This is a genomic window from Pseudomonas sp. AC242 (assembly GCF_979258655.1).
Genome location: NZ_OZ409873.1, coordinates 5149325 through 5175970, shown reverse-complemented (window position 1 = coordinate 5175970; position 26646 = coordinate 5149325). Strand labels below are relative to the sequence as shown.

The following is a 26646-nucleotide window of genomic DNA, read 5'->3' as shown; positions in this document are numbered from 1 at the left end:
CTCTGTCATAACAAAGCCCGTCTCCCACGCGAGAACGCTGGCAATAACAAGAGCCTCCGCCTGAGGCCATCACCCGCTTTGTGTGAGGAGATACCGCGATGACGTCGTTCAACTCCGGGGCCCAACCCCAGAACCGTGCGCCTCAATCCATCGGCTTTCTGCTGCTGGACAATTTCACGCTGATTTCTCTGGCCTCCGCAGTAGAACCTCTACGCATGGCCAACCAATTGTCCGGTCGCGAGCTGTATCGCTGGAGCACCCTCACCGTCGATGGCGGCCAGGTGTGGGCCAGTGACGGTCTGCAAATCACTCCCGACGCGTCCATGCACAAAGCGCCACCGCTGGACACCGTGATTGTCTGCGGCGGTATCGGCATTCAGCGTACCGTGACCCGTGAACACGTTTCCTGGCTGCAAAGCCAGGCGCGTCAGTCCAAGCGCCTTGGCGCCGTGTGCACCGGCAGTTGGGCGCTGGCCTGCGCTGGCCTGCTCGACGGTTTCGATTGCAGCGTGCACTGGGAATGTCTGGCGGCGATGCAGGAAGCTTTCCCGCGCGTGGCCATGAGCACGCGTTTGTTTACCCTCGACCGTAATCGTTTCACCAGCTCCGGCGGCACCGCGCCGCTGGACATGATGCTGCACCTGATCAGCCGCGATCATGGTCGCGAGCTGTCCGCCGCGATCTCGGAAATGTTCGTCTACGAACGCATCCGCAACGAGCAGGATCACCAGCGTGTGCCGCTCAAGCACATGCTCGGCACCAATCAGCCGAAGCTGCAGGAAATCGTCGCGCTGATGGAAGCCAACCTCGAAGAGCCGATCGACCTCGATGAATTGGCGGTGTACGTCGCTGTGTCGCGTCGACAGCTGGAGCGGTTGTTCCAGAAATACCTGCACTGCTCGCCGTCGCGCTATTACTTGAAGCTGCGTCTGATCCGCGCCCGGCAATTGCTCAAGCAAACGCCGATGTCGATCATCGAAGTGGCGTCAGTGTGTGGTTTCGTCTCGACGCCGCACTTCTCCAAGTGCTATCGCGAATACTTCGGCATTCCGCCGCGTGACGAGCGCGTAGGTTCCAACACCACTCAACAAGTGGCGATGTTGCCGCTGCCGCAGGCCATCGTGATGTCGCCGCTGTCGGGGCCGATGTCGGCGTTGAGTCAGGCGCGTAATGAATCGACGTTTGCCAGCGTAAGGCTCTGATGAGGATCGTTCCCACGCTCTGCGTGGGAACGCAGCCCGGGACGCTCTGCGTCCCAAGAGGCCGAACGCGGAGCGTCCGTTGAGGCATTCCCACGCGGAGCGTGGGAACGATCAGGTCTTTTGATCTGCTGTCAGGCGCTATGGCTTTGCTGGTAGTCCGCCAATGCCGGCAACAACTGCTTGTCGATCGCCTGCCGCACCGCCGGCTGGATGCTGGCGCCGCTGGTGTACATGTCCTTGACCATCTTGCGCAGTTCAAAGGCGCGAACGTTATCCAGACCACGCACCGCGCACTCGCAAGCCTGCTCGGCGGTAGTGCCACTGGGTACTTGAATACCCAACGCCTTGAGCTGGCCCAGCAAATCTTCCTGATCGATCAAATCGGCATACATCATGACGCGCATCCTTCTTCGGTAACGGAGGTCGTGGCTCGATTCTGGTAGCCATGCCGGAGCACGGCAAGGGCGATTTGTCGCAGTGGCTGCGACGGCTATGAACAGGTCGTTTTCGGCTAACTCAGTGCCAAGGGGAGTGGGCACACTGGCGCAAGCTCGCTACAGACGGTTTGGTCACCCTCGGCTGGCAGCTCCTCAACAGTACCCTCTGCCCCGATCCTGTCACGGCTGGTATCGGGGCTTTTTTTGGTCTGTGAATCAAAGATGTTCGCGTTGTTTTTGCTGACGCCATCGCTGGCAAGCCAGCTCCCACAGGTTTTGGGCCTTGTCACTTATCTGTTGTCGGCGCCGACCCTGTGGGAGCGGGCTTGCCCGCGATGAACGATGACGCGGTTTACCTTTGCAACACCAGAATGCGCGACAACAACTCATCCCGATCGACATAGCAACCCTGGAAATGCCGCGCCCCGGTGGCCGGGTCAAACGCATTGCGCGCATGCAGCGTGCGGCGGTTATCGAAGCACCACAGCTCCCCTGGATTAAGCCGCTGCATCAGCCGAAACCGTGGCTCGCGGGTCATCGCGATCAAGCGTCGATAGGCGCGATACAGCAGCGGCATCTGCTCCACCGATGTATCGAATGCCCCGCGCAGAAAGTTCGCCAGGCGAATCTCCGCAACCCGCCCCAACGCATCCAGAGCAATGATCGGCGCCAGGCAGCGATAGTCGCTGTGGCGATCCTTGTTGCGGAATTCCACGGGGATTTCGCACAGCGCGTGAAACAGCTGCGGCGCTTCCTGACGCAAGGCGTCGGCAATCGCAAAACCATCGACAAAAATACTCTCGCCACCCGCGGCGTCATTCACCAGGCAATGCAGAAACTGCAGCCCCGGTTGCAGCTCGCGAGTCGGCAAGTCCGTGTGCAATGGCAGGTTGAAAGCGGTGTAGGCGTTGCTGTCGGCATCGGCCTTGGATTGCACGTTGAACAGCACGCCGAAATTGCTCTCGCGGATGAACGAAATACGCTGCGCGATCAGCTTCAGCGAGCCTGGTTCGGTGGGCACACCGCGCACCTGGGTCAGGCCGATGTCGCGCACCGCGATCAACCATTGCAGCAGGGCGCTGTTGTCATTGATCAGCGCGGCGTAGTCGAACACCGGCAACTGCAAATCGCTGTGCCACAGGCAGGCTTTGGGCTTGGCGGCCAGACGTTCGGCCCGGGACGCGTCATCGTAGGCGTGGGCGCGCAGCCACCCGGGGTCGAAGCGGCTGCGGTGGCCGTCCTGCCAGTCGATGCGCAGGCAGCCGTCGCTGTCGATGTGGGTACTGGCGGGGGTGAGGTCCGGCGCGGCGTCGACGATCTCGAACACTTGCTCGCGGGTAACACTGTAGACGCACTGCTCGCAGGGGCAATTGTCCCGCAACCAGACATGGTGAAACGGGCTGACGCGACCGTCAGCCCAGGCGATGGCAACGCGATCCGCCAGGGTCTGCACGCCGCTTAGCGCGCTGATCAACGGATAAGTACGGAAATCGGCAACAGCGGCAGCGGTGTTCATAGCGGCTCCTTGCGATTGATGGATTTACCTTGCAGGTGGCAGCGCGATGACGCGGCCGATGTAAGCGGGAGCGGGCAAGTCTTTCTGCTCGGCGATGATGTCTTGCAGGCGGTTCAAGGTGTCCGGGCTGAACAGCGCCGAGCGCGGGCCGGCGAGGTCGACGTGCAGCAGCATCTGTTCGTTGCCGGCCAGCTCTTGCGCATCACCGACCTTGTGCAGGCTGTGATAGAGGTGCAGACGTTTGCTGTCGTGACCGATGATTTGCGTGTGCACTTCGACCTCGGTGTCGAGCTTCACTTCGTGCAGATAATTGAGGTGCAGTTCGAGGGTGAACAGCGAGTGGCCGCTGGCTTCGCGGTGGTTGCTGTCCATGCCGAGGCGGTCCATCAGGGCGTCGGTGGCGTAGCTGAAAATCAGCAAGTAGAAGGCGTCGCGCAGGTGGCCGTTGTAGTCGACCCAGTCGAGGATGACTTTGGTTTGGTAGGTGGTGAGGTGGGGCATGGTTTGGGTTCCGGCAGTTGGCGGGTCGTTAAGATCAAGAGCTACCCCCTCACCCCAGCCCTCTCCCCCAAGGGGGGCGAGGGGGAAAGGGAGCAGATCTTCAAGTCTTTCAAGTCTTGAGTTCGACTCAGTAGTGCAAATCGGCGTAGCTCGCAAAAACACCACGGTCAGTTCCCTCTCCCCCCGGGAGAGGGCTAGGGTGAGGGCAGCGATGTCATGCCAGACACATCACTCGCTGAAACTCATCCCATGCTTCTCCTTGGTGCTCTTCACCGCCTCCAGCACCGCCAGCAAGCAATCATCACGATAGCGCTCCAGCGCCGAAATGCTGTGACGACCGAGCTGATCACTGGTGCCATCGACCACATCATCAATCAACTTGTCAGTCAGCTCCGGCGCCGGCAGATACGTCCACGGCAACTGCAACGCCGGGCCGAATTGCGACATGAAGTGGCGCATGCCTGCGTCACCCCCAGCCAGCGTGTAAGTGAGGAACGTACCCATGAACGACCAGCGCAACCCGGCGCCAAAACGGATCGCATCATCGATCTCGCCAGTGGTCGCGACACCGTCGTTAACCAAGTGCAATGCCTCACGCCACAGCGCTTCGAGCAAGCGGTCGGCGATAAAACCGGGCACTTCCTTGCGTACGTGCAACGGGCGCATGCCGAGGGACTCATAAACCTTCATGGCCGCCTGCACAGCTTCCGGCGCGGTGTTCTTGCCACCGACCACTTCCACCAGCGGCAACAGATAAACCGGGTTGAACGGGTGGCCGACCACGCAGCGTTCCGGATGCGTCGAACTCTCATAGAACTCGCTCGGTAACAAGCCCGAAGTGCTTGAGCCGATCAACGCATTCGGCTTGGCTGCCGCACTGATTTTGCTGTGCAGATCAAGTTTCAGCTCCAGACGTTCCGGGGCGCTTTCTTGAATGAAGTCGGCATCGCGCACGCATTCTTCGATGGTCGCGACGAAGCGCAGACGATCCTGCGAAGCGCCCGGCGCCAGACCGTTTTTCTCCAGCGCCCCCCAGGCATTGGCCACGCGTTTGCGCAGTGCCGCTTCGGCACCGGGCGCCGGGTCCCAGGCCACCACGTCGAGACCATGGGCGAGGGCACGGGCCACCCAGCCGCTGCCGATGACACCGCTGCCCAGCGCAGCGAAGGTTTTGATTTCGGTGATAAAGCTCATAGGAATTTTCCCGTGGAAAGTAATCCCTGTAGGAGCTGCCGAAGGCTGCGATCTTTTGATCTTGATCTTGAGAAACAAAATCAAAAGATCGCAGCCTTCGGCAGCTCCTACAGGTGAAATTTGGGGGCAGTTAGAGCCCCATTTTTTGAGCTGAGGGTTAACCGCGCTGGGTCAGACCCATCTTTTTGCGGCCCTCTGCCGGGGTCAGCACGCGCGCGCCGAGGCGGCTGAGGATTTCTGTGGCGCGCTCGACCAGTTGGCCATTGGTCGCCAGCACACCTTTGTCCAGCCACAGGTTGTCTTCCAGCCCGACCCGCACGTTGCCGCCGAGCAGCACCGCTTGCGCCGCCATTGGCATCTGCATCCGGCCAATCCCGAACCCGGCCCACACCGCATCCGCCGGCAAGTTATCGACCATGGCTTTCATGGTGGTGGTGTCCGCCGGGGCGCCCCACGGAATGCCCAGGCATAACTGGAACAGCGGGTTATCGAGCAAACCTTCCTTGATCATCTGCTTGGCGAACCACAGGTGACCGGTGTCGAAAATTTCCAGCTCGGCTTTCACGCCCAGCTCGGTGATGCGCTTGGCGCCGGCGCGCAATTGCGCCGGGGTCGAGACGTAAATGGTGTCGCCATCGCCGAAGTTCAGCGTGCCGCAATCGAGGGTGCAGATTTCCGGCAGCAGTTCTTCGACGTGGGCGAGACGGGTCAGCGGGCCGACCAGATCGGTGTTCGGGCCAAACTCCATCGGGTTCTCGCCGGCGCCGATCTCCAGATCGCCGCCCATGCCGGCGGTGAGGTTGACGATGATGTCGACGTCGGCCTCGCGAATGCGCTCCATCACTTCGCGGTACAGCGCCACGTCGCGGCTGAACTTGCCGGTCTGCGGATCGCGCACATGGCAGTGCACAACCGTGGCGCCAGCCTTGGCCGCTTCCACAGCCGCCGCAGCGATTTGTTTCGGGGTGACCGGCACGTGGGGGCTCTTGGCGGTCGTGTCGCCAGCACCGGTGAGTGCGCAGGTGATGATGACGTCGTTGTTCATGGTGCGGTTTCCTTCAGGCGTGATGGGTCTGTCCGCAGCCCTGTTCGGGGCTGCGAAGCGTGGTTCATTTGCCTCTCCCATCTGGGAGAGCGGGTTTTTCAATAGAGGGTTATTTGCTGGTCAGCTGGAGGTTTTCAGCGGCCGGTTTGCCATCGAACGTGGTCACACCCTCAAGCCAGCGCTGCTTGTCTTCGGGGTGATCCTTGAGCCATTGCTTGGCCGATTCGAAAGCATCCTTGTGATCGAGCAGCGGCTGCATCATCCGGCTCTCGTCCTCGGCGGTGAACGTCAGGTTGGTCAGCAGGCGACCAATGTTCGGGCACTGTTCGGCGTATTTCGGCGCGGTGACGGTCCACACCGTGGCCATGCCTTCGTTCGGGCCGAGGGCGTCTTCGCTGCCGGTCAGATACGTCATCTGCACGTTGACGTTCATCGGGTGCGGCGCCCAGCCGAAGAAAACCACGGCCTCTTTGCGGCGCACGGCGCGGTCGACGGCAGCGAGCATCCCGGCTTCGCTGGATTCGACCAACTGGAATTTACCGAGGCCGAACTGGTTCTTGGCGATCATTGCCTTGATCTGCGTGTTGGCGCCGGAACCGGGTTCGATGCCGTAGATCTTGCCGCCCAGTTCTTTTTCGAACTTGGCGATGTCGGCGAAGGTTTTCAGGCCTTTGTCGGCCAGATAAGTCGGCACCGCGAGGGTGGCGCGGGCGTCTTTCAGGCTCGGCGCTTCGAGGACTTTGACCTGATTGGCGTCGACGAACGGGGTAATGGTCTGCGTCATCAACGGGTTCCAGTAACCGAGGAACAGGTCCAGGCGCTGATCGCGGATCCCGGCGAAGATAATTTGCTGGGAAGCGCTGGTTTGTTTGGTGTTGTAGCCGAGGCCGTCGAGCAGGACCTGGGTCATGGCACTGGTGGCGATCACGTCGGTCCAGTTGACTACGCCCATGCGCACGTTCTGGCATGAGGCGGGTTCGGCCGCCATGACGCTGGCGCTGAAGAAAGCGGTACCGCTGAATGCAAGAACACAGCTGCTGATCAGTCGTTTCATGTCGGGTTCCTCGGCAGGTCGTTTATTGTGGTTCCCGGCGTCTGACGCGCCGGTGATGCAAAGTTACGCAGCTATGCCCCCGTAAAAGCGCACTGCGGCGACTGGCATTTGCACTGTAGCGACCTGTGCGCTTGAACGCCGACGACAATCGGCGTATCAACGAGCCACGCTACCCTCCCTTTCGTTACCCGCGAATCGAGTGCGCACATGTCCCAGGATTTCTATTTCTTGCTGATGCCGGGGTTCTCCGCCATTGGCTTTATCTCTGCAATTGAACCGCTGCGCGTGGCCAACCGCTTTCGTGGCGAGTTGTATCGCTGGCATGTGCTCAGCGCCGACGGCGGGGCGGTGCTGGCGAGCAATGGCATGTCGGTCAACGCCGACGCGGCGCTTGAACCGCTGAAGAAAGGCGCGACGCTGCTGGTGGTGGCCGGGTTTGAACCGCTGAAGTTCGCCACGCCAATCCTTGAACACTGGTTGCGGCGGCTGGACAACGAAGGCGTGACCCTCGGCGCCATCGACACCGGCAGCTTCGTCCTTGCTGAGGCGGGCCTGCTTGATGGCCATCGCCTGACCCTGCACTGGGAAGCCATCGATGCCTTCAAGGAATCTTATCCACAACTCAGCGTGACCCAGGAGCTGTTCGAGATCGACCGCCGGCGAATCACCTCGGCCGGCGGTACGGCTTCTATCGATCTAATGCTCGATCTGATCGCCCAGGCCCATGGGCCGCAACTGGCGATTCAGGTCAGCGAGCAGTTTGTGCTGGGACGGATTCGTCCACGCAAAGACCACCAGCGCATGGAAGTCGCCACGCGTTACGGGATCAACAACAAGAAACTGGTGCAAGTGATCGGCGAGATGGAGCAGCACAGCGAACCGCCGCTGACTACGCTGCAATTGGCGGAATCGATCAAGGTGACGCGGCGGCAACTGGAGCGCCTGTTTCGGTTGCATTTGAACGATACGCCGAGCAATTTCTATCTGCGGTTGAGGCTGGAAAAGGCCCGGCAACTGTTGCGCCAGACCGACATGAGCGTGCTCGAAGTCAGCATCGCCTGCGGGTTTGAATCTCCGTCCTACTTCACCCGCAGCTACCGTGCCCGCTTCGCCCGCTGCCCGCGTGAAGACCGAAGAGTCGTAATAGCTTGATTAGGACGCCTATTTAACGACTTAAATAGGCGAGCCTAAGAAGCAATGTTTCAGTCGGGAGTTCCTGAAAGTTTAATATTAACTATTCCTTCTGTTTCCGATCCTGAATAAAGTTCGCTAATTATTTGTTCTCTCAAACCGGTGCAGATTGACTCAGAGTCGTGAACGTTTTCAGTGTCTACCGGTTTAAATAGATAATTTTCTCCCTCTTGTTTGTCAAAAATGTTGCATTGATACTGGTGCGTGGTATTTCTTTGCTCGCTGAAAACGATCAGCGGCGATAAAGTTAAGCAGTCGCCAGTTTCATTGTCGTAAATGTGACATTCGCTTTGGCTAAAAGGCACTGTTCCATTATAGAGTAAGGTGTCTACAAAAGGTTGATTGTCGATTGCGGATCGAAAAAGACCAGAGAATTGATTTCTTCTTATACCAGTTGAAGATATTCTCTCAAAAAATCCGAATAGCCGGTCCTCCAATGCTAGATTGCAAATATTCATGATCAGAGTTAGGTGTCTATGCGCCTCAACTTTTCCACTTTCTAGTTTCGCATGCTTGTGATCCGTGAATTGAGATATCGCCAAATCAAATTCTGGTTTTAGGTCAGTAAACAGCTTTTCATATTCTTTTGAAAAGTGCGCTTTCGATTTTAGGTTTTTTAAACTGCATTCTAGTAGGGCTTTGAGGGGACCCATTGATCGGTGTACGAACGCATTAAAGGATCGACCTAAAACATTGTGTGCTTTTGCCTCGGAGGCAGCTGTATACGCCGCGAAACTTAGTGCGGCTTCGAATGCATCTCGTGCTAGGTCGATCGCATTTTTTTCGTGATTTACTTGTAAATATTTCCTAAGTGGAATGGATATTGGATATGGCAGATTTGGGAGTATCTTTCTCAGGTCGGACCAAGTTGCATCATTTGATCTTTTTGTTATTGTTACGATGTTTTGATCTGTTAGTTCGCAGATTGATGAGTTGCTAGTGCCAAAGTCAAATCCGATAAAAAATTGGGTTTTTTTGTGAGTGGAGTCTGATGTCATGTCTATAACGAATGGCTTTCCCTCAAATGAAGTTTCAGGAACATTTTTTTCAGGATTGCCAGATGAGTAAATAAATCTTGGTGTTGTAGTTCCATCACCTTTAATAGTGAGTTCGACTTTGGTTTTGCTTTCAAAGAAAACATCGCCACGGGTGTGGATTTTACTGCTTTCGATGTTGTAGCGTTCTTCAATTGATATGGTTGTAGCGTCATCTTGTGGGCGCAGAAAATAGTATTCAAGTAAATGCTTTGGAGGGGATGATAGTTTTACCTTCCACGACAACGGTTCATCGATAAAGTTCTTTAATGCTTGAGCAGAAGGAATTAGGTCTCCTTCTTTAGTGTTAGACATGTCGATTTTGTCTTGGATAGAGGTGAATCGTCTACTTTCTAGTCCTTTTTCATCAGGGTTCAATATTAACTTTATAGGGTTGTAGGTTACCGAAATAAACTCGCTGTCATGGTCGAAATATCGACGTGCACATTCAATGGCGAGCCCCTTCGCAACTACCTCCTGGAAAGAAGAGCTTAGAGGAAGTGGGCGAGCATGTCCTAGTTCGTCTGAAAAGTCGCGCTCAAGCAGTTTTTCCAGACTTCTTATGTTTGAAGAACCTCCGGAAACTAATGTCGATGTAATTGGGCGTCCTCTCAGTTCTTCTCGGCCTCTAGTGATCACTTGATAAATTGTTTTTTTAAGTTGTTTCTCCCAAATCTCTCTTTCAAACACGGCTTTAAATTGATGGCCGATGAGTTCTGAATCATACCAAGCAGTATTCGCGTCGAAAGGGTTTCTAGGGAGTTTGATTGGTGATTTTTCATAGCAAGTCGAATTTTCAAGTGTCCAGTCTGTTATTTGACTAGATAATATTTTTTTTGTGTTTTCGATTTCCCGCTCTATTCGCTCGAAATTTCGTATGAATGATTTTTTTTCCTCGTTAAGTTGATCGTACTTTAGTTCGCCTTTTTTGTAACGTTGTGTTGTTGTTATGTGTTGGCTTATCTTGCCTTTCAAGTTTGGGTCGTCAAAGTCTCGTTTTATTAGATACTCAGCCAAGATGGTATTGATATAAAATCCACCAATCGGTATCGAGGCTGCGGCTAGGGGTTTAGCATGTTTCCCGCTTTGGCTTATATCGCCGTTATTAGTAGACTCTATAATGCAAGCGTCGAACGTCCCGCCACCAAAATCGATAATTAGAGCAATGTGCTTGATGTTGTCAGAGAGCTGAGGTGTGCGTAGGCCGTACCGGTAGTATTGGTAAACGGCAAATGGCTCTGGTAGGAAGTCAATAGACTCAAAGTTATGGAGTATTCTTTTTATATTATCGCGATAGTTCTTTATCCAGTTTTTTCCATGGTTTTCTATTTGGAAGGCGAGAGGTTCCGCAACGATGATCTTCGCATTTATACGATGTTCTTCGTTTTTTGATTTAACGGCCGTGGTACATTCTAAAACGTTGTCAAAAAAGTTTTTTGTTAATTCAAAAGCGCTTTTTTCTGTGTCGATGTTTGTTTGGAATCTTTTTCTTTCAATAAGAGATGACCCGGCTACTATGTCTCCTAAATCAACTTTAAAGTTTTTATTGGCAATCAGCCCAAGAGCCTCTTCAGCTTCTGCTTCAGTCCCAATGCAGGACGTGTCTTCGCTTTTATACGTTAAAACAGTGGGTATGTATGTTTCCCCATTTATTTTTTTAAGTTGAATGCTATCAATCCAAATTGTTTTTTCCGTCTTGCTCATCGATATCACCTGCCTGTGATTCTGTTTTTATTGAGCTTCTAGCAATCATAGTTACCATGAATAATTGTGAGTCTCTGGATAGCGATAATTAGATTTTTGAGTATCGCGTCTAGATCTAGGCTGTCTCAGGTGCTGTTTTTTTGTCCAGTGACAAGAGATGAGCTCACCTTGGGCTTCTACTGAGAGTAATCCGGAGTAGGTCATTCTGCCAGCATCGAATGGGCAGTTATTTAGGGGAAGGGAGGCTAAGGTGGTGGGCATGAGGCGTTCGATTTGTCTCGCCTATGGCCACCTGTACGCGATCAGGAAATTCTGCTCTCTAATTTCGAAGGATTAGAGAGCATTTTCTATAGATTTATTTTGATTTGATCAGAGCCGAACACGCCGCCTTATAAGCCTCATGCTGATACTTGTTCAGCGTCCCCGGCAGCTCGAAATTATGCTTCTTCGCCTGCGCATTGATCGTCTGCGGCGACAACAACGTCACCTCGCAACCATCCAGCAACTGCAAAATCCCCTCAATCTTGAACGTCGTCGGCCCGCCGGCAAACTCACCCTTCTTGCTGCGTTTCTTGATCGCAATCCGATCAACCGAGTTCTCCCGCACAAACGACGCCACTTGCGCCGCGAACAGCTTTACGTTGGCCGCCTCGTCATCGTCTTCGAGGGCGATCTTTTTGGTGGCAAGGGGAACGTGGCTCAAGGCCGAACCGTCGAGAGCGGCCACGGCGATAATCGCTTCGCTGCCTTTGATTTCGATGCCGCAGATGTTCATGGGGAATTCCTTGAAGTGAAGGGGGCAGCTTACAGCTCAAGCTGATTGGCGGTGATGCCGAACGCCGACGCAATTTTCTCGCGTGTCGCTTTACGTGGCTTGGACACCGTTTCCTGTTGAGCAAACGCCGGTTGCGAAATACCCATGCGTTTGGCGACTTCTTCCTGAGTCAGGTTGAGGTGTTCGCGCCAGGCACGGATCGGTGTTGCCCCATCGACCATCCGGCTGACGACCTCATGGGGAATCAGGTCGGGCTGCATTTTTTGCGCAACGTACTGCGCGTAGGGAATGACGACGAAGGCGGGGTTGCCCTCGGCGTCGTTGATGATTTGGATGTCAGTAGGTGCGTTCATCGCGTTTCTTGACCTCTTGAATACTGACCACTTTGATTGCGCCATCCCAGTCGAACATGACTCGATAATTACCGACACGCAGGCGGTAGGAGTAGTCATGGCCAATCAGTGCTTTGACATTGCCCACATCAGGCATGTCGGCAAGCGCCGTAACGGCATCTCGAACCTGTACCTGATGCACAGAGTGCAATTTCAAGAGTTGCTTAACGGCCTTTCGTGTCCAGTGGATGCTGTTCATGGAAGAATATAAGTCTTTTATAAGATTCGCGAATCTTTGCTTATATTTTTAAGGTGGCCAATCAAGAACAGTTGTCAGGATATTGCGTGAAGCGCCCGTAGATCGGGGCTTTCACGCAATAGGTGTAGGCGAAGTCGGCATGTGCCGTAAGAAGAAGAGATTCACGAGGCAATTGCAGAAAGCAGTGCCAATTTTCCTTCAAATTTTGAGGACTATTCCTGCCCAATCGACTCCAAAAACTCCGACCGTTCATCACTCATCCGCGCCACGCAGTCATTCTGCGCAATCGTGAAGGCCTTGCTCCCCGCCGTCGCCGGGAACGCTTCCACCGCGCAATCCGCATCCCGCGTCTTCAGCCACTGCTGCTGGGCGGTTTTGAGTTTGGCGGTGATATCCGCCAGTTGCGTCGCGTTTTTGCCGTACGCGGTCTGCATGCGTTCGGTCAGGCTGGCGTAGTTGTCCTTGAGCAGGTCTTCGGCGGTGCTGCGGCTGTAGGTCGAGCATTCCAGGGTCTGGACGTCGTTTTCGACGGCGTCGCACGGGTTGTTGTCGGACTCTTCGGCGGCGTGTACGCCGGTCGCAATCAAAGCCAAAGCCAGGAAGATCGATTTCATTGTTGTCGCCGCTCTAATCCAGTGGTGTTTCGAAGATGCCGGAGATTCTGGCTCAAGCTTGCGGGCTTGAACAGGTAGCTGATCGGAGCGTCTGGCGACCCTTTGTCGCGGATTGACGCTTTCGGCAATTCCCCTGTCGTTTTTGCACCCGGTCGCCCCGGCACCGAGGCATATGCTGGCCCCAAAGCGCCGGCAGACGATTCGGCGCATGAATCGCCAATAAGGGGACGCCTGATGAGCCCAGCCGAATTACACGCCGACAGCATCGTTATCGACGGTCTGATCATTGCCAAATGGAACCGCGAGCTGTTCGAAGACATGCGCAAGGGCGGTCTGACGGCAGCCAACTGCACTGTGTCGGTGTGGGAAGGCTTTCAGGCGACCGTGAACAATATTGCTGCCAGCCAGAAGCTGATCCGCGAAAACAGCGACCTGGTCATGCCGGTGCGCACCACCGCCGACATCCGCCGCGCCAAAGAGCAAGGCAAGACCGGCATCCTCTTCGGCTTCCAGAATGCTCACGCGTTTGAAGACCAGATCGGCTATGTCGAAGTGTTCAAGCAGCTCGGCGTCGGCATCGTGCAGATGTGCTACAACACCCAGAACCTGGTCGGCACCGGTTGCTACGAGCGTGACGGCGGCCTGTCGGGCTTCGGTCGCGAAATCGTGGCTGAAATGAACCGTGTTGGCGTAATGTGCGACCTGTCCCACGTCGGTTCCAAGACTTCCGAAGAAGTCATCCTCGAATCGAAAAAACCGGTTTGCTATTCCCACTGCCTGCCGTCGGGTCTCAAAGAGCACCCGCGCAACAAGTCCGATGAGGAACTCAAGTTCATCGCTGATCACGGCGGTTTCGTCGGCGTGACCATGTTCGCGCCGTTCCTCGCCAAGGGCATCGATTCGACCATCGACGATTACGCCGAAGCGATCGAATACGTGATGAACATCGTCGGCGAAGACGCCATCGGCATTGGCACCGACTTCACCCAGGGCCACGGTCAGGACTTCTTTGAATACCTGACCCACGACAAGGGTTACGCCCGCCGTCTGACCAGTTTCGGCAAGATCATCAACCCGCTGGGCATCCGCACCGTCGGCGAGTTCCCGAACCTGACCGAAACCCTGCTCAAGCGCGGCCATTCCGAGCGCGTGGTACGCAAGATCATGGGCGAGAACTGGGTCAACGTCCTCAAAGACGTCTGGGGCGAGTAACGCTTTCTCAAGACCGCCGCCGATCTGCGCCCTCTCCCTCTGGGAGAGGGCTGGGGTGAGGGCCGCGGCCAACACTGAATCTAAAATTTTCTGGAGTTAAGTTTCCATGGCCAAGATCGCCCCGCAATTGCCAATCGAAGTCGACAGCGAGACCGGTGTCTGGACCTCCGACGCCCTGCCAATGCTCTACGTGCCACGTCACTTCTTTGTGAATAACCACATGGGCATCGAAGAGGTTCTGGGCGCTGACGCCTACGCCGAAATCCTCTACAAGGCCGGCTACAAATCCGCCTGGCACTGGTGCGAGAAGGAAGCTGAATGCCACGGCCTGGAAGGCGTCGCGGTGTTCGAACACTACATGAAGCGTCTGTCGCAACGCGGCTGGGGCCTGTTCAAGATCCAGGACATCGACCTCGACAAAGGCACCGCCAGCGTCAAGCTCGAACACTCGGCGTTCGTCTACGTCTACGGCAAGGTCGGGCGCAAGGTCGACTACATGTTCACCGGTTGGTTTGCTGGGGCCATGGACCAGATTCTGCAAGCACGCGGCAGCAGCATCCGCACCGTCGCCGAGCAAGTCTACGGTGGCTCCGAAGAAGGCCACGACGACGGCCTGTTCACCGTCAAGCCGTTGTAAGTCGAGGAACCCGCCATGGCTTTCGAAGCAATGTTCCAGCCGATCCAGATCGGCAAACTGACCATCCGCAACCGCGTGCTCAGCACCGCGCACGCCGAGGTCTACGCGACTGACGGTGGCATGACCACCGAGCGCTACGTCAAATATTACGAAGAGAAAGCCAAGGGCGGCATCGGCCTGGCGATCTGTGGCGGCTCCTCCGTGGTCGCCATCGACAGCCCGCAGCAGTGGTGGAGTTCGGTCAACCTGTCGACCGACCGCATCATCCCGCACTTCCAGAATCTGGCCGACGCCATGCACAAGCACGGCGCCAAGATCATGATTCAGATTACCCACATGGGCCGGCGCTCGCGCTGGGACGGTTTCCACTGGCCGACCCTGATGTCGCCGTCGGGCATCCGTGAACCGGTGCACCGCGCCACGTGCAAAACCATCGAGCCGGAAGAAATCTGGCGGGTCATCGGCAACTACGCCCAGGCCGCGCGCCGGGCCAAGGCCGGTGGTCTTGACGGCGTTGAACTGTCGGCGGTGCACCAGCACATGATCGACCAGTTCTGGAGCCCGCGCGTCAACAAGCGTACCGACGAATGGGGCGGCACCTTCGAAGGCCGGATGAAGTTCGGCCTGGAAGTGCTGAAAGCCGTGCGCGCCGAGGTCGGTGACGACTTCTGCGTGGGCATGCGCATCTGCGGTGACGAGTTCCACCCGGACGGCTTGTCCCACGAGGACATGAAGCAGATCGCCAAGTATTACGACGACACTGGCATGCTCGATTTCATCGGCGTCGTCGGCTCGGGTTGTGACACCCACAACACCTTGGCCAACGTGATTCCGAACATGAGTTATCCACCGGAGCCGTTCTTGCATCTGGCCGCCGGGATCAAAGAAGTGGTGAAGGTGCCGGTGCTGCACGCACAGAACATCAAGGACCCGAACCAGGCCACGCGGATTCTTGAGGGCGGTTACGTCGACATGGTCGGCATGACCCGCGCGCACATCGCTGACCCGCACCTGATCGCCAAGATCAAGATGGGCCAGATCGACCAGATCAAACAGTGCGTCGGCGCCAACTATTGCATCGACCGCCAGTATCAAGGCCTCGACGTGTTGTGCATCCAGAACGCCGCAACGTCCCGTGAGTACATGGGCGTGCCGCACATCATCGAGAAATCCACCGGTCCGAAACGCAAGGTTGTGATCGTCGGTGCCGGCCCGGCCGGGATGGAAGCGGCCCGCGTTGCCGCCGAGCGTGGCCACGACGTGACCCTGTTCGAGAAGAAGGAATTCATCGGCGGGCAGATCACCACCGCGTCGAAAGCGCCGCAGCGCGACCAGATCGCTGGCATCACCCGCTGGTTCCAGCTGGAATTGGCGCGGCTGAAAGTCGATCTGCGTCTGGGCACGGCGGCCGACGCAGACACCATCATGGACCTGCGTCCGGACGTAGTGGTGCTGGCGGTCGGCGGGCATCCGTATCTGGAACAGAACGAGCACTGGGGCGCCGCCGAAGGGCTGGTGGTCAGCAGCTGGGACGTGCTCGACGGCAAGGTTGCGCCGGGCAAGAACGTGCTGGTCTACGACACCATTTGCGAGTTCACCGGGATGTCGGTTGCTGACTTCCTCGCCGACAAAGGCAGCCAGGTCGAGATCGTCACTGACGATATCAAACCGGGCGTGGCCATCGGCGGTACGTCGTTCCCGACCTACTACCGCAGCATGTACCCGAAAGAAGTGATCATGACCGGCGATATGATGCTGGAGAAGGTCTACCGCGAAGGCGACAAACTGGTCGCGGTGCTGGAGAACGAATACACCGGCGCCAAAGAGGAGCGGGTGGTCGATCAGGTGGTGGTGGAAAACGGCGTGCGTCCGGATGAGGAAATCTACTACGCGCTCAAAGAGGGTTCGCGCAACAAGGGCCAAATCGACGTCGAGGCGTTGTTCGCGATCCAGCCGCAACCTTCGCTGAGCGAGGCGGGCGACGGCTACTTGTTGTTCCGCATCGGCGACTGCGTGGCGCAGCGCAACACCCACGCCGCCATTTATGACGCCCTGCGGCTCTGCAAGGATTTCTAAGGGCTAGTGAACCGATCGTTCCCACGCTCTGCGTGGGAATGCCGCAATGGACGCTCTGCGTCCGCTTGGGACGCGGAGCGTCCCGGCATGCATTCCCACGCAGAGCGTGGGAACGATCATTGAACGCCGTGTTTCTCCAGGTTGTACTGGTGGGAGCTTCACCATGTTGAACACCCTTCTTCCAATCCTGTTGTTCGCCGCTCTGGGCCTTGGTGTCCTCGGCGCGTTGCGGCGGGTGGCCATGTGGCGCCGGGGCCGGGCCTCGAAGGTCGATCTGATCGGCGGCCTGTTGGCCATGCCCAAGCGTTACATGGTCGATTTGCACCACGTAGTGGCGCGGGACAAATACATTGCCAACACCCACGTCGCGACAGCGGGCGGAGCGGTGGCGTCGATTGTGCTGGCGCTGCTGGTCCACGGTTTCGGCCTGCATAACCGCATCCTCGGTTACGCCTTGCTGCTGATGACGGCGGTGATGTTCGTCGGCGCGATTTTCGTTTACCTGCGTCGGCGCAATCCGCCGGCGCGGCTGTCGAAAGGCCCGTGGATGCGCCTGCCGAAAAGCCTGCTGGCGTTCTCGGCGTCGTTCTTTCTGCTGACCCTGCCGGTGGCCGGAATCCTCCCGGAGAACTTTGGCGGCTGGGTGCTCGCGGTCATCCTCGGAATTGGCGTGCTGTGGGGCGTGTCGGAACTGTTCTTCGGCATGACTTGGGGCGGGCCGATGAAACATGCCTTTGCCGGTGCCTTGCACCTGGCCTGGCACCGTCGCGCCGAACGTTTTGGCGGCGGCCGTTCCACCGGTTTGAAGCCGCTGGATCTGAACGATCCGAGCGCACCATTGGGTGTTGAGAAACCCAAGGATTTCACCTGGAACCAGTTGCTCGGTTTTGACGCCTGCGTGCAGTGCGGCAAATGCGAAGCGGCGTGCCCGGCCTTTGCTGCCGGCCAGCCGCTGAACCCGAAAAAGCTGATTCAGGACATGGTCGTCGGTCTCGCCGGTGGCACTGACGCCAAGTTCGCCGGTAGCCCTTATCCCGGCAAGCCTGTGGGCGAACACTCGGGCAATCCACATCAACCGATCGTCAACGGTCTGGTCGATGCCGAAACCCTGTGGTCGTGCACCACCTGCCGTGCCTGCGTCGAGGAGTGCCCGATGATGATCGAGCACGTCGACGCCATCGTCGACATGCGCCGGCACCTGACCCTGGAAAAAGGCGCGACGCCGAACAAGGGCGCCGAAGTCCTCGAAAACCTGATCGCCACCGACAACCCGGGCGGTTTTGCTCCGGGCGGGCGGATGAACTGGGCGGCGGATTTGAACCTCAATCTGCTCAGCGAAAAGAAATCCACCGACGTGCTGTTCTGGGTCGGCGACGGTGCCTTCGACATGCGCAATCAGCGCACCCTGCGCGCCTTCGTCAAAGTGCTGAAAGCGGCGAAAATCGACTTTGCCGTACTCGGTCTCGAAGAGCGTGACAGCGGCGACGTCGCCCGGCGTCTTGGCGATGAAGCGACCTTCCAGTTGCTCGCCAAACGCAACATCCAGACTCTGGCCAAATACAGCTTCAACCGCATCGTCACTTGCGATCCGCACAGCTTCCACGTGCTGAAAAACGAGTACGGCGCGTTCGACGGCAACTACCTGGTGCAACACCACAGCACCTACATGGCGGAAATCATTCAGGCCGGTGCGTTGAACCTCGGTCAGCACAAAGGCAACAGCGTGACCTATCACGACCCGTGCTACCTCGGTCGTTACAACGGCGAGTACGAAGCGCCGCGCGAAGTGCTGCGTGCGCTCGGTATTGAAGTCAAAGAGATGCAACGTTCCGGTTTCCGTTCGCGCTGCTGCGGCGGTGGTGGCGGGGCGCCGATCACCGACATTCCGGGTAAGCAACGGATTCCTGATATGCGCATGGAAGATATCCGCGAGACCGGCGCCGAACTGGTGGCGGTGGGTTGTCCACAGTGCACGGCGATGCTCGAAGGCGTGGTCGAACCGCGTCCGCTGATCAAGGACATCGCCGAACTGGTGGCCGACGCGCTGCTCGAAGACGCCGCGCCGAACAAGCCTGCCACCCCGGCCAAACGTGAACCTGCGGAGGCCCACTGATGAGCGACATTATCCGCCGCGACCCACGCGCCGAATGGATTGCGCGTAACCGCCTGCACCCACTGCACGCGGCCATGCAACCGGCACAACACAGCTGGATGGGGCCCAACGGCATCATCCGCAAGAATCTGCACGGCATCGGTTTTATCGGCCCCAACGGCATCAAGCGTATCGACCGCAGCGGCGCGCAGCAGGGCGGGGCGGTCAAACGTTCGGCTGCTGTGGAAGTGCAACTGCCGCTGCATCAAGTGCCAGCCCCGGCGTTCTATATCACCGTGGTGCCGGACATGGTCGGCGGCCGCTTGAGCAGTCACGACCGTGATTTGCTCGGCCTTGCCCATCAACTCGCTGGCACTGATGGTGCGGTGTTGGCGGTGGTCTTTGGCGAGCACAAGGAAAATGCTTTCGCGACTGCTGGCGTAGATCGCTTGCTGGTGCTTGAGGGTGAAGAGTTCAGCGGTTATGCACCGGAACAGCGCGTGCAGGGCTTGCGCGCTGTGGATAACCAGTTCAACCCACGTCACTGGCTGCTGCCGGACAGTCGCAGCGGTGGCGGTGAACTCGGTCGACGTTTTGCCGCTGCACTCGGCGAGCGTCCGGCGACGCGGGTCTGGCAGGTCAAGGATCAGGAGTGCATTGGCCGCGCGGGCGCCGGGCTGCAAGACCTCGCGCGTCCCGTCGCACGATTGATTCTGGCTGCGGCCGAATGCGCCGAGCCGGTCAGCGAAACTCGCCACGAAGCGTTGCCGGTGGAGTTATCCACAAGCGTCGCGCGCAGCCTGTCGCGGATCGAAGATCTCGGTGCGGTGGCGGTGGACCCGGCAGCGATTCCGATGGCCGAAGCGGAGTTCATTTTCTCCGGCGGCAACGGCGTCAAGGACTGGCAGTTGTTTCACCAAACGGCGGCGGCACTCGGCGCTACCGAAGGCGCTTCCCGCGTTGCAGTGGATGATGGCTTCATGGCCCGTGATCGCCAGGTCGGTGCGTCCGGCACCTGGGTCACCGCACGGGTTTATGTGGCTGTTGGTATCTCCGGCGCAATCCAGCATCTGCAAGGCATCGGCGCCTGCGACAAGGTCGTGGCAATCAACCTCGATCCGGGTTGCGACATGATCAAGCGCGCCGACCTCTCGGTGATCGGCGAGAGCGCAGAGATTCTGCGAGCGCTGATCGAAGCGGTCGCGGCTTACCGCAACGAAGCCAAGCGCGATGCGGCTTAAGGAAACGCTATGAACACGAAAGTTATCAGTCTGGTTTCCATCGGCGCCCACCCGACTTCGGGCCGGCCACGTCGCGCCGACCAGGACGCGCGCGCCGTGGAACTGGGCCTGCAACTGGCTGGGGATAACCTGCAAGTGCTGCATGCCGGCGACGTCGCGGAACCGGCGTTGCGGGCCTATCTGGGTATGGGTCTTGAGCAGATGCACGTGCTGGAGCAACCGGCTGGCGCCGATGCGCTGCCGGCGCTGACCGCGTATCTGCGCGATGCCGGTGCGCAGGTGGTGCTGACCGGCAGCCAGGCGGAAACCGGTGAAGGGTCGGGGATGCTGCCGTTTTTGCTTGCCGAAGGACTGGGTTGGCCGTTGGTGGTCGGGCTGGCGCAGGTCGAGTCGATCAATGACGGTTCGGCGCTGGTGCTGCAAGCGTTGCCGCGTGGGCAGCGGCGCCGGTTGAAGGTGAAGCTGCCGTTTCTGGCGACTGTGGATAACGCTGCGCCGAAGCCTCGGCAGAGTGCTTATGGTCCGGCGCGGCGCGGGGTCTTGCAGGCTGACGACGTCGAAGTGGTGGACGATGAGCTGTTGTCGGTGGCTACTTTGCAGGCGGCCAAACCGCGGCCGAAACGCTTGAAGGTGATCAAGGCCAAAAGCGGGGCGGACCGGATGAAGGCCGCGACGGCCAAGGCCAGTGGCGGCGGTGGGCAGGTGCTCAAAGGTGTTACCGCACAGGCTGGCGCTGAAGCGATCCTCAGGCTGCTGATTGAAGAAGGTGTGGTTCGCTGAAAAGCCCCTCACCCTAGCCCTCTCCCAGAGGGAGAGGGGACCTACGGTGGCGCGCTCAAGCGTTACATCGACCTGAAAGATCTGCGCGAACTCAGGTTTGGCCAAGCTAAGGACACCGCAAAGTCGCATGTCGCTGCACTTTTCCAATACACCTCGGTCGGCTCCCTCTCCCGGAGGGAGAGGGCTGGGGTGAGGGGGAGTGTTTACCCACAATCCCTGTTGGCGGAACTGTGGATAACGTGTTCACCCCTCTCTGCACCCCACGTCAATCAAGCCCTACAGCTCTCCGATCAAAAAACAACCAGCCTAAGTCACGGATTTTCTGGGCTTTTTATCTTGGATAACTGAATAAGTTGCCCCCAATCTCTGTTGGCGCTTCTGTGGATAAGATGTTCGCTATCCGCTGAGGACCATACAAACCGTGGCTTTCGAAGGGATGATCAAAAAACAGTCAATTCGTCAGTTTCCGGACTCAATTCCCGCGCAAACCTCGATTTCACACAGCCTCCAACGCTTTTCCACAGACAAGGCAAAGTTACCCCCGAACTCTGTTGGCGCTTCTGTGGATAACGTGTTCGTCATCCTCTACGGGCCATACAGAACGTGGCTTACAAGAGTGTGATCAAAAATCAACCAATGCGCCTTGCAAACCGTGATTCTGGATAAGTCACGATTTTTCTTCACAAATCAGTCAGTTATTTTTTCGTTCATCCACAGTTACCCCCATTTGCTGTGGGTGGCTATGTGGATAACTTGTTTGCGGAAGGCTGGGGGGCTTGGTGGGTATGGGGTGTGGGGTGGTTGATCAGAATTTGTGCAATCAAGGTTCAGGGATGTGGTGAATGTGAAATAGCTATCGCGAGCAGGCTCACTCCTACAATTGGAATGCGTTCCCCTGTAGGAGTGAGCCTGCTCGCGAAGCTTTTGCTTTTAGCCTTGGACAGGGACGCCTTTGAGGTACGGTGCAGGCTCGGCGCCAAGGTTGCTCAGCAGGCGCTCGCTGTACCAATCAACGAAGTTGACCACGCCAAACTCATAAGTCTTGGAGTAAGGCCCAGGCTGGTAGGCGGTAGAGTTGATCCCGCGCTGGTTCTCTTCGGCCAGTCGACGATCCTGATCGTTGGTCGCATCCCACACCTGACGCATGCGCTCGACGTCGTAGTCGACGCCTTCAACCGCATCCTTGTGCACGATCCATTTGGTGGTGACCATGGTTTCCTGCGCGCTGATCGGCCACACGGTGAAGACGATGATGTGGTCGCCCATGCAGTGGTTCCACGAGTGCGGCAGGTGCAGGATGCGCATCGAGCCGAGGTCCGGGTTCTTGATGCGGCCCATCAGTTTCGCGCAGCCCTGTTTGCCGTCGAGGGTCATCGACACGGTGCCCTTGAGCAGCGGCATGCGCACGATGCGGTTGCGCAGGCCGAAGCTGGCGTGGGCGTAGGGGATCTTTTCGGCTTCCCAGGCAGCGGCGGAGGCGGCGACGTGATCCTTGAACGCCTGATCGGCGCGTGGGTCGGTGACGTCGTCCCATTCCAGCAGGGTTTTCAGCAGTTCCGGGTGCGACGCGTTGCAGTGGTAGCACTCGCGGTTGTTTTCCAGCACCAGTTTCCAGTTGGCCTTTTCCATCAAGGTGGTGGTGATCGCCACCTTGGTGTTCTCCATGTCGTACGGTTCCATGTAATGGTTCAGCGTCGACAGGAAGTCATCAATGGCCGGCGGATTCTCCGCCAGGCTGATGAAGATGTAGCCGCCGGCAGTCTTCACGTTCACCGGTTTCAGGCCGTACTGCTTCATGTCAAAGTCGGCGCCCATTTCGGTGCCGGCGAACAGCAGGCGTCCGTCCAGTTCATAGGTCCACTGGTGGTAGTGGCAGACCAGTTTGGCGACTTTGCCTTTTTCGCTGGTGCACAGACGCGAGCCACGGTGGCGGCAGACGTTGTGGAACGCGTGCACCACGCCTTCGGCGCCACGAATGACGATGATCGGGTTTTTGCCGACCTGCAGGGTCAGGTAGTTGCCCTTGGCCGGGATTTCGCAGGTCATGCCGGCGATCAACCACTCTTTCTGAAAGATCTCCTGCATGTCGATATCGAACAGCCGCTCATCGCTGTAGAACGGTTGCGGCAGCGAAAACGTGCGCTCGCGCTCCTGGAGCATTTGTGCGGTGGCCTTGCGTGCGGGTTCCAGCGGATCGCCCAGGCTGATTTTTGCGGTGACGTCCATCGATGTGATCCTCATGGCCATCTGCGTGGCCGGCGAAAAGTGGCTGATCAGGTGTGCTGCTAACGGTTGCTACGCAAGGTGTAAAGAATCTGTCTTGGTGTTGGGGCGAGTGTGGGGCCGGCGCTGCCGCGAACCTTATCCATGGGCGACATGGTGCAATCTGTTCCCGACGCGCAACCCCCGGTGGTTGGGGGCTGGTCGCGATAAGTATGCCGATGTCGCGGATAGGTAAACGGGCGGTTCGCGCTATACGCAGAATCGCCGACATGAGGCCGACAGTCGGCCGTGGAGAACAGCATGTCCAACAGCTTCCTGAATCCGGTCACCACCCAGACCTGGGCCAATGGCCGACACATCGTCCGTTGCGTCAAAGTCATCCAGGAAACCTGGGACGTGCGCACCTTCTGCTTTATGGCTGATCAGCCGATCCTGTTCTTCTTCAAGCCCGGGCAATTCGTCACCCTGGAGCTGGAAATCGAAGGCCAGCCGATCATGCGCTCGTACACGATCTCCAGTTCGCCGTCGGTGCCGTACAGCTTTTCGGTGACAATCAAACGGGTGCCGGGCGGCAAGGTCTCCAACTGGCTGCACGACACGCTTCATGAGGGGCAAGAGTTGGCGGTGCACGGGCCGGTCGGGTTGTTCAATGCCATCGACTTCCCGAGCCCGAAAGTGCTGTATCTGAGCGGCGGCGTCGGCATCACGCCGTGCATGTCGATGGCGCGCTGGTTCTACGACACCAACGCCAACGTCGACATGACCTTTATCCACAGCGCGCGCTCGCCGAAAGACATCATTTACCACCGTGAGCTGGAACACATGGCGTCGCGGATCGACAACTTCAGCCTGCACCTGATTTGCGAGAAACATGGCTTGGGTGAGCCGTGGGCCGGGTATCGCGGTTACCTGAACCACAAGATGCTCGAATTGATGGTGCCGGACTTCCTCGAGCGCGAAGTGTTCTGCTGCGGCCCGACGCCGTACATGAACGCGGTCAAGCGCCTGCTCGAAGTGGCCGGTTACGACATGTCGCGTTATCACGAGGAATCCTTCGGCGCCACGCCGCCGGAAGCCCGTGCCGATGCGGTCGAACAGGCCGAGCAGGCTGCGGATGCACCGGAAATCGATGCGGCGGATCTGCATCAGGTCGAATTCACTTCGTCTGGCAAGAGCATTCGCGTGGCACCGGGCGAGACCGTGCATGCGGCGGCCGCCAAGCTGGGGCTGATGATTCCGAAGGCGTGCGGTATGGGCATTTGCGGGACGTGCAAGGTGCTGAAGCTGGGCGGTGAGGTGGAGATGGAGCACAACGGCGGGATTACCGAGGACGACGAGGCCGAAGGGTTTATCTTGTCGTGCTGCAGTGTGCCGAAGGGGGATGTGCGTATCGATTTCTGATCGGTAACCCTCACCCCAGTCCTCTCCCAGAGGGAGAGGGGTCCGACCGAGGTGTCTGGCGTTCTACATCGACCTGAACGACCTTATCGACTATAGATTCGGTAAAGCAGTTTCAGGTCGGCGTATTCCTCGAGCATTCCCCAATCAGTTCCCTCTCCTGAGGGAGAGGGGTCGACGGAGGTGTCTGGCGTTCTGCATCGACCTGAACGACCTTATCGATTATGGATTCGGCAAAGTAGTTTCACGTCGGCGTAATTCTTAAATATCCCCCGATCAGTCCCCTCTCCCTTTGGGAGAGGGCTAGGGTGAGGGGCTATTTCAGTCAACAAACAAATCCGGCATCAACGCCGCTTCGCTTTCCCGATCAAACCGATAATGATCAAACTCCGTCACACCGCTCTCACGCAAAACTTCCTCATCAATCAACAACCGCCCGGTAATCTGCCGCCCGCTGCTATCCAGAATCACATGCGCCGCATCCGCCATGATCGAAGGCAGACGCGCCTGCTTGAACGACTCCCGATTACCCAGCTGAAACTCGATCGCCGCCGTGGCAATCATCGTCTGCGGCCACAACGAATTGACGCTGATCCCGTAACTGGCAAATTCCTCGCTCATTCCCAGCGTCAGCATGCTCATGCCGTACTTGGTCACGGTGTACGGACTGAACTGCGCAAACCACTTGCTCGCCAGATTCAGTGGCGGCGACAGATTGAGAATGTGCCCGGCGGATTTCTTCAGGTAGGGCAGGGCGGCCTGACTGCACAGCAACACCGCACGGGTGTTGATCTGGTGCATCAGGTCGAAACGCTTGAGTTCGATGTGCTGCACACCGGTGAGCTTGATAGCCCCGGCGTTGTTCACCAGTGCATCGATGCCGCCGAAGTGCTCGTTGGCCTGGGCAAGTGCCTGACGCACCGCGTCTTCATCACGCACGTCCACTTGCAGCGCCAAAGCCTTACCGCCAGCCGCCTCGACTTCAGCCGCGACGCTGTGAATGGTCCCGGGCAACTTGGCGTGGGGTTCGGCACTTTTCGCCGCAATCACTATGTTGGCCCCGTCCTTCGCGGCACGCAGCGCAATCTCACGACCAATGCCACGGCTGGCGCCGGTGATGAACAGGGTTTTGCCTTGTAACGACATGCCGATGCTCCTTCTTATTGTTATGTGAGCGGAGGGCTCGACAGACAATGTAGACCAGGCAGAAGAGTTAACACTTTCTCTGTCATGATCGTTCCCACGCTCTGCGTGGGAATGCAGCCCGGGACGCTCTGCGTACCATCAATACCAGCGCTGAACTTCGATCAGCCCCGGCGTTCCCGCGTAGTCCCTGGCACTCGAATAACGCCAATGCTCTGGCAAATCCACATACCCGCGTTTCACCGGGTTGTTGTGGATGTATTCAAGCTTCTGGCGCATGACTGATTCGCTATAAACCATCTCTGCGTGGGAGCCTTCTTGCCACAACTGGTAAACCCGGTCTTGCTTGTGCGCACGTTTGCTAAAGCGCAGACGTTGCAGGGCTTTGTCTGCACCTTTGCTTTGCAGATCATCGATGATTTGTCGCGCGGTGAAAGATTTGAATTGGCTGAGACATTTACTCAGGTCGGGCGCCTGAGCGACGAAGTGAAGATGGTTTTCCAGAATCACGTAGCCGTACAGCTTCAAGTGATGGTGGGTCTGTTGATAACGCCAGCAGTTGAGCAGATGGTCGACGATGTAGGGGCGGATGAATAACGGCAACCATTCCATGATCGTGCAAGTCAGAAAATGCGGTTTGTCGGTTTCGGTAATGGTGTAGCGGCTGCGGCCCATGGGATTCTTCCTTGAATCTTGCGGTGCGACGGGAATGGAACGCGGAGCGTCCCGGGATGCGTTACCACGCGGAGCGTGGGAACGATCAGGGTGAGGCGGATGGGATATTCGCGATATAGGGGAAGTCTGGTGTTGCGGTGGGAAGAATCATTCCCGATCGAAGATCGTTCCCACGCTCTGCGTGGGAATGCAGCCGTCGACGCTCTGCGTTATAGCGGTGTTAAGCATGTCGACAGTGGTGAGGCGGGAACGCGGAGCGTCCCTAGAGGCGTTCCCACGCGGAGCGTGGGAACGATCAGTGGGTCTGACGT

The 26646-nt window shown here is 57.7% G+C and carries 23 protein-coding genes; 9 read left to right on the top strand and 14 right to left on the bottom strand.

From position 1 onward, the window contains the following. Window positions 1-98 precede the first annotated feature (98 nt). Entirely contained in the window at window positions 99-1202 is a 1104-nt protein-coding gene (gene gbdR, locus ACZZ0A_RS23260) for a choline metabolism transcriptional regulator GbdR (RefSeq protein ID WP_007949927.1), read from the top strand. A gap of 131 nt (window positions 1203-1333) precedes the next feature. Here the strand turns inward: gbdR and ACZZ0A_RS23255 are convergent, their stop codons facing one another. From ACZZ0A_RS23255 to ACZZ0A_RS23230, 6 genes are all read right to left on the bottom strand, one after another. Then, window positions 1334-1597 carry a hypothetical protein gene (locus ACZZ0A_RS23255; RefSeq protein ID WP_008083190.1) on the bottom strand — a complete coding sequence of 88 codons (264 nt, stop codon included), beginning with the start codon at window positions 1595-1597 and terminating at the stop codon, window positions 1334-1336. A 394-nt stretch (window positions 1598-1991) separates the two neighbouring features. Next, window positions 1992-3155 (bottom strand): gamma-butyrobetaine dioxygenase, encoded by a 1164-nt coding sequence (locus ACZZ0A_RS23250; RefSeq protein ID WP_463543783.1) that lies wholly within the window; start codon window positions 3153-3155, stop codon window positions 1992-1994. A 24-nt stretch (window positions 3156-3179) separates the two neighbouring features. Then, window positions 3180-3656 carry a thioesterase family protein gene (locus ACZZ0A_RS23245; RefSeq protein WP_095112756.1) on the bottom strand — a complete coding sequence of 159 codons (477 nt, stop codon included), beginning with the start codon at window positions 3654-3656 and terminating at the stop codon, window positions 3180-3182. Window positions 3657-3884: 228 nt separating this feature from the next. Continuing rightward, complete coding sequence (locus ACZZ0A_RS23240) at window positions 3885-4850, bottom strand: L-carnitine dehydrogenase (protein ID WP_095112755.1); 966 nt, start codon at window positions 4848-4850, stop codon at window positions 3885-3887. Between the two features lie 157 nt (window positions 4851-5007). Then, a complete protein-coding gene (gene cdhC, locus ACZZ0A_RS23235; protein ID WP_007911273.1) occupies window positions 5008-5895 on the bottom strand; it encodes a 3-dehydrocarnitine:acetyl-CoA trimethylamine transferase CdhC in 888 nt (295 codons plus the stop codon). A gap of 109 nt (window positions 5896-6004) precedes the next feature. Then, on the bottom strand, window positions 6005-6949 hold the full coding sequence (locus ACZZ0A_RS23230; RefSeq protein ID WP_007911271.1) for a choline ABC transporter substrate-binding protein: 945 nt from the start codon (window positions 6947-6949) through the stop codon (window positions 6005-6007). 207 nt (window positions 6950-7156) lie between these two features. Here ACZZ0A_RS23230 and ACZZ0A_RS23225 point away from each other — a divergent pair, with 207 nt between their 5' ends. Continuing rightward, window positions 7157-8101 (top strand): GlxA family transcriptional regulator, encoded by a 945-nt coding sequence (locus tag ACZZ0A_RS23225; protein WP_463543782.1) that lies wholly within the window; start codon window positions 7157-7159, stop codon window positions 8099-8101. 50 nt (window positions 8102-8151) lie between these two features. Here the strand turns inward: ACZZ0A_RS23225 and ACZZ0A_RS23220 are convergent, their stop codons facing one another. From ACZZ0A_RS23220 to ACZZ0A_RS23200, 5 genes are all read right to left on the bottom strand, one after another. Continuing rightward, the gene (locus tag ACZZ0A_RS23220) at window positions 8152-10878 is read right to left on the bottom strand and encodes a hypothetical protein (protein WP_463543781.1); all 2727 of its coding nucleotides are present in this window, start codon (window positions 10876-10878) and stop codon (window positions 8152-8154) included. A gap of 355 nt (window positions 10879-11233) precedes the next feature. Further along, entirely contained in the window at window positions 11234-11653 is a 420-nt protein-coding gene (locus ACZZ0A_RS23215; RefSeq protein WP_463543780.1) for a DUF3010 family protein, read from the bottom strand. A 29-nt stretch (window positions 11654-11682) separates the two neighbouring features. Continuing rightward, the gene (locus tag ACZZ0A_RS23210) at window positions 11683-12006 is read right to left on the bottom strand and encodes a helix-turn-helix domain-containing protein (protein ID WP_095112752.1); all 324 of its coding nucleotides are present in this window, start codon (window positions 12004-12006) and stop codon (window positions 11683-11685) included. Further along, complete coding sequence (locus ACZZ0A_RS23205; protein ID WP_007911254.1) at window positions 11990-12244, bottom strand: type II toxin-antitoxin system RelE family toxin; 255 nt, start codon at window positions 12242-12244, stop codon at window positions 11990-11992. The genes ACZZ0A_RS23210 and ACZZ0A_RS23205 overlap by 17 nt, the downstream gene beginning before the upstream one ends. A 212-nt stretch (window positions 12245-12456) precedes the next feature. Beyond that, window positions 12457-12858: a lysozyme inhibitor LprI family protein gene (locus ACZZ0A_RS23200; RefSeq protein WP_007911252.1), complete on the bottom strand. Its 402-nt coding sequence runs from the start codon at window positions 12856-12858 to the stop codon at window positions 12457-12459. A 234-nt stretch (window positions 12859-13092) separates the two neighbouring features. On the opposite strand from ACZZ0A_RS23200, the gene ACZZ0A_RS23195 reads away from it, so the two are divergent. The 6 genes from ACZZ0A_RS23195 to etfB all read left to right on the top strand — a co-directional run bounded on the left by ACZZ0A_RS23195 (window position 13093) and on the right by etfB (window position 20896). Then, window positions 13093-14070 carry a dipeptidase gene (locus ACZZ0A_RS23195; RefSeq protein WP_007911246.1) on the top strand — a complete coding sequence of 326 codons (978 nt, stop codon included), beginning with the start codon at window positions 13093-13095 and terminating at the stop codon, window positions 14068-14070. A 106-nt stretch (window positions 14071-14176) separates the two neighbouring features. Next, complete coding sequence (locus ACZZ0A_RS23190) at window positions 14177-14707, top strand: DUF5943 domain-containing protein (protein ID WP_007907543.1); 531 nt, start codon at window positions 14177-14179, stop codon at window positions 14705-14707. A gap of 15 nt (window positions 14708-14722) precedes the next feature. Next, on the top strand, window positions 14723-16783 hold the full coding sequence (gene dgcA / locus ACZZ0A_RS23185) for a dimethylglycine demethylation protein DgcA (protein WP_007911244.1): 2061 nt from the start codon (window positions 14723-14725) through the stop codon (window positions 16781-16783). Between the two features lie 163 nt (window positions 16784-16946). Further along, complete coding sequence (gene dgcB, locus ACZZ0A_RS23180; protein WP_095112750.1) at window positions 16947-18896, top strand: dimethylglycine demethylation protein DgcB; 1950 nt, start codon at window positions 16947-16949, stop codon at window positions 18894-18896. Further along, on the top strand, window positions 18896-20116 hold the full coding sequence (gene etfA / locus ACZZ0A_RS23175; protein ID WP_447787362.1) for an electron transfer flavoprotein subunit alpha: 1221 nt from the start codon (window positions 18896-18898) through the stop codon (window positions 20114-20116). The genes dgcB and etfA overlap by 1 nt, the downstream gene beginning before the upstream one ends. A 9-nt stretch (window positions 20117-20125) precedes the next feature. After that, entirely contained in the window at window positions 20126-20896 is a 771-nt protein-coding gene (gene etfB / locus ACZZ0A_RS23170) for an electron transfer flavoprotein subunit beta (protein ID WP_463543779.1), read from the top strand. A 930-nt stretch (window positions 20897-21826) separates the two neighbouring features. Here the strand turns inward: etfB and gbcA are convergent. Next, a complete protein-coding gene (gene gbcA / locus ACZZ0A_RS23165) occupies window positions 21827-23122 on the bottom strand; it encodes a glycine-betaine demethylase subunit GbcA (protein WP_095112747.1) in 1296 nt (431 codons plus the stop codon). A gap of 297 nt (window positions 23123-23419) precedes the next feature. Between gbcA and gbcB the strand changes: the two genes are divergently transcribed. Then, window positions 23420-24520, top strand: a complete 1101-nt coding sequence (gene gbcB, locus ACZZ0A_RS23160) for a glycine-betaine demethylase subunit GbcB (protein ID WP_007911227.1) — start codon at window positions 23420-23422, stop codon at window positions 24518-24520. Between the two features lie 318 nt (window positions 24521-24838). Here the strand turns inward: gbcB and ACZZ0A_RS23155 are convergent, their stop codons facing one another. Then, window positions 24839-25663 (bottom strand): SDR family oxidoreductase, encoded by an 825-nt coding sequence (locus ACZZ0A_RS23155; RefSeq protein ID WP_447787361.1) that lies wholly within the window; start codon window positions 25661-25663, stop codon window positions 24839-24841. Window positions 25664-25801: 138 nt separating this feature from the next. Further along, the gene (locus ACZZ0A_RS23150) at window positions 25802-26335 is read right to left on the bottom strand and encodes an REP-associated tyrosine transposase (RefSeq protein ID WP_414893084.1); all 534 of its coding nucleotides are present in this window, start codon (window positions 26333-26335) and stop codon (window positions 25802-25804) included. Between the last annotated feature and the right edge of the window lie 311 nt (window positions 26336-26646).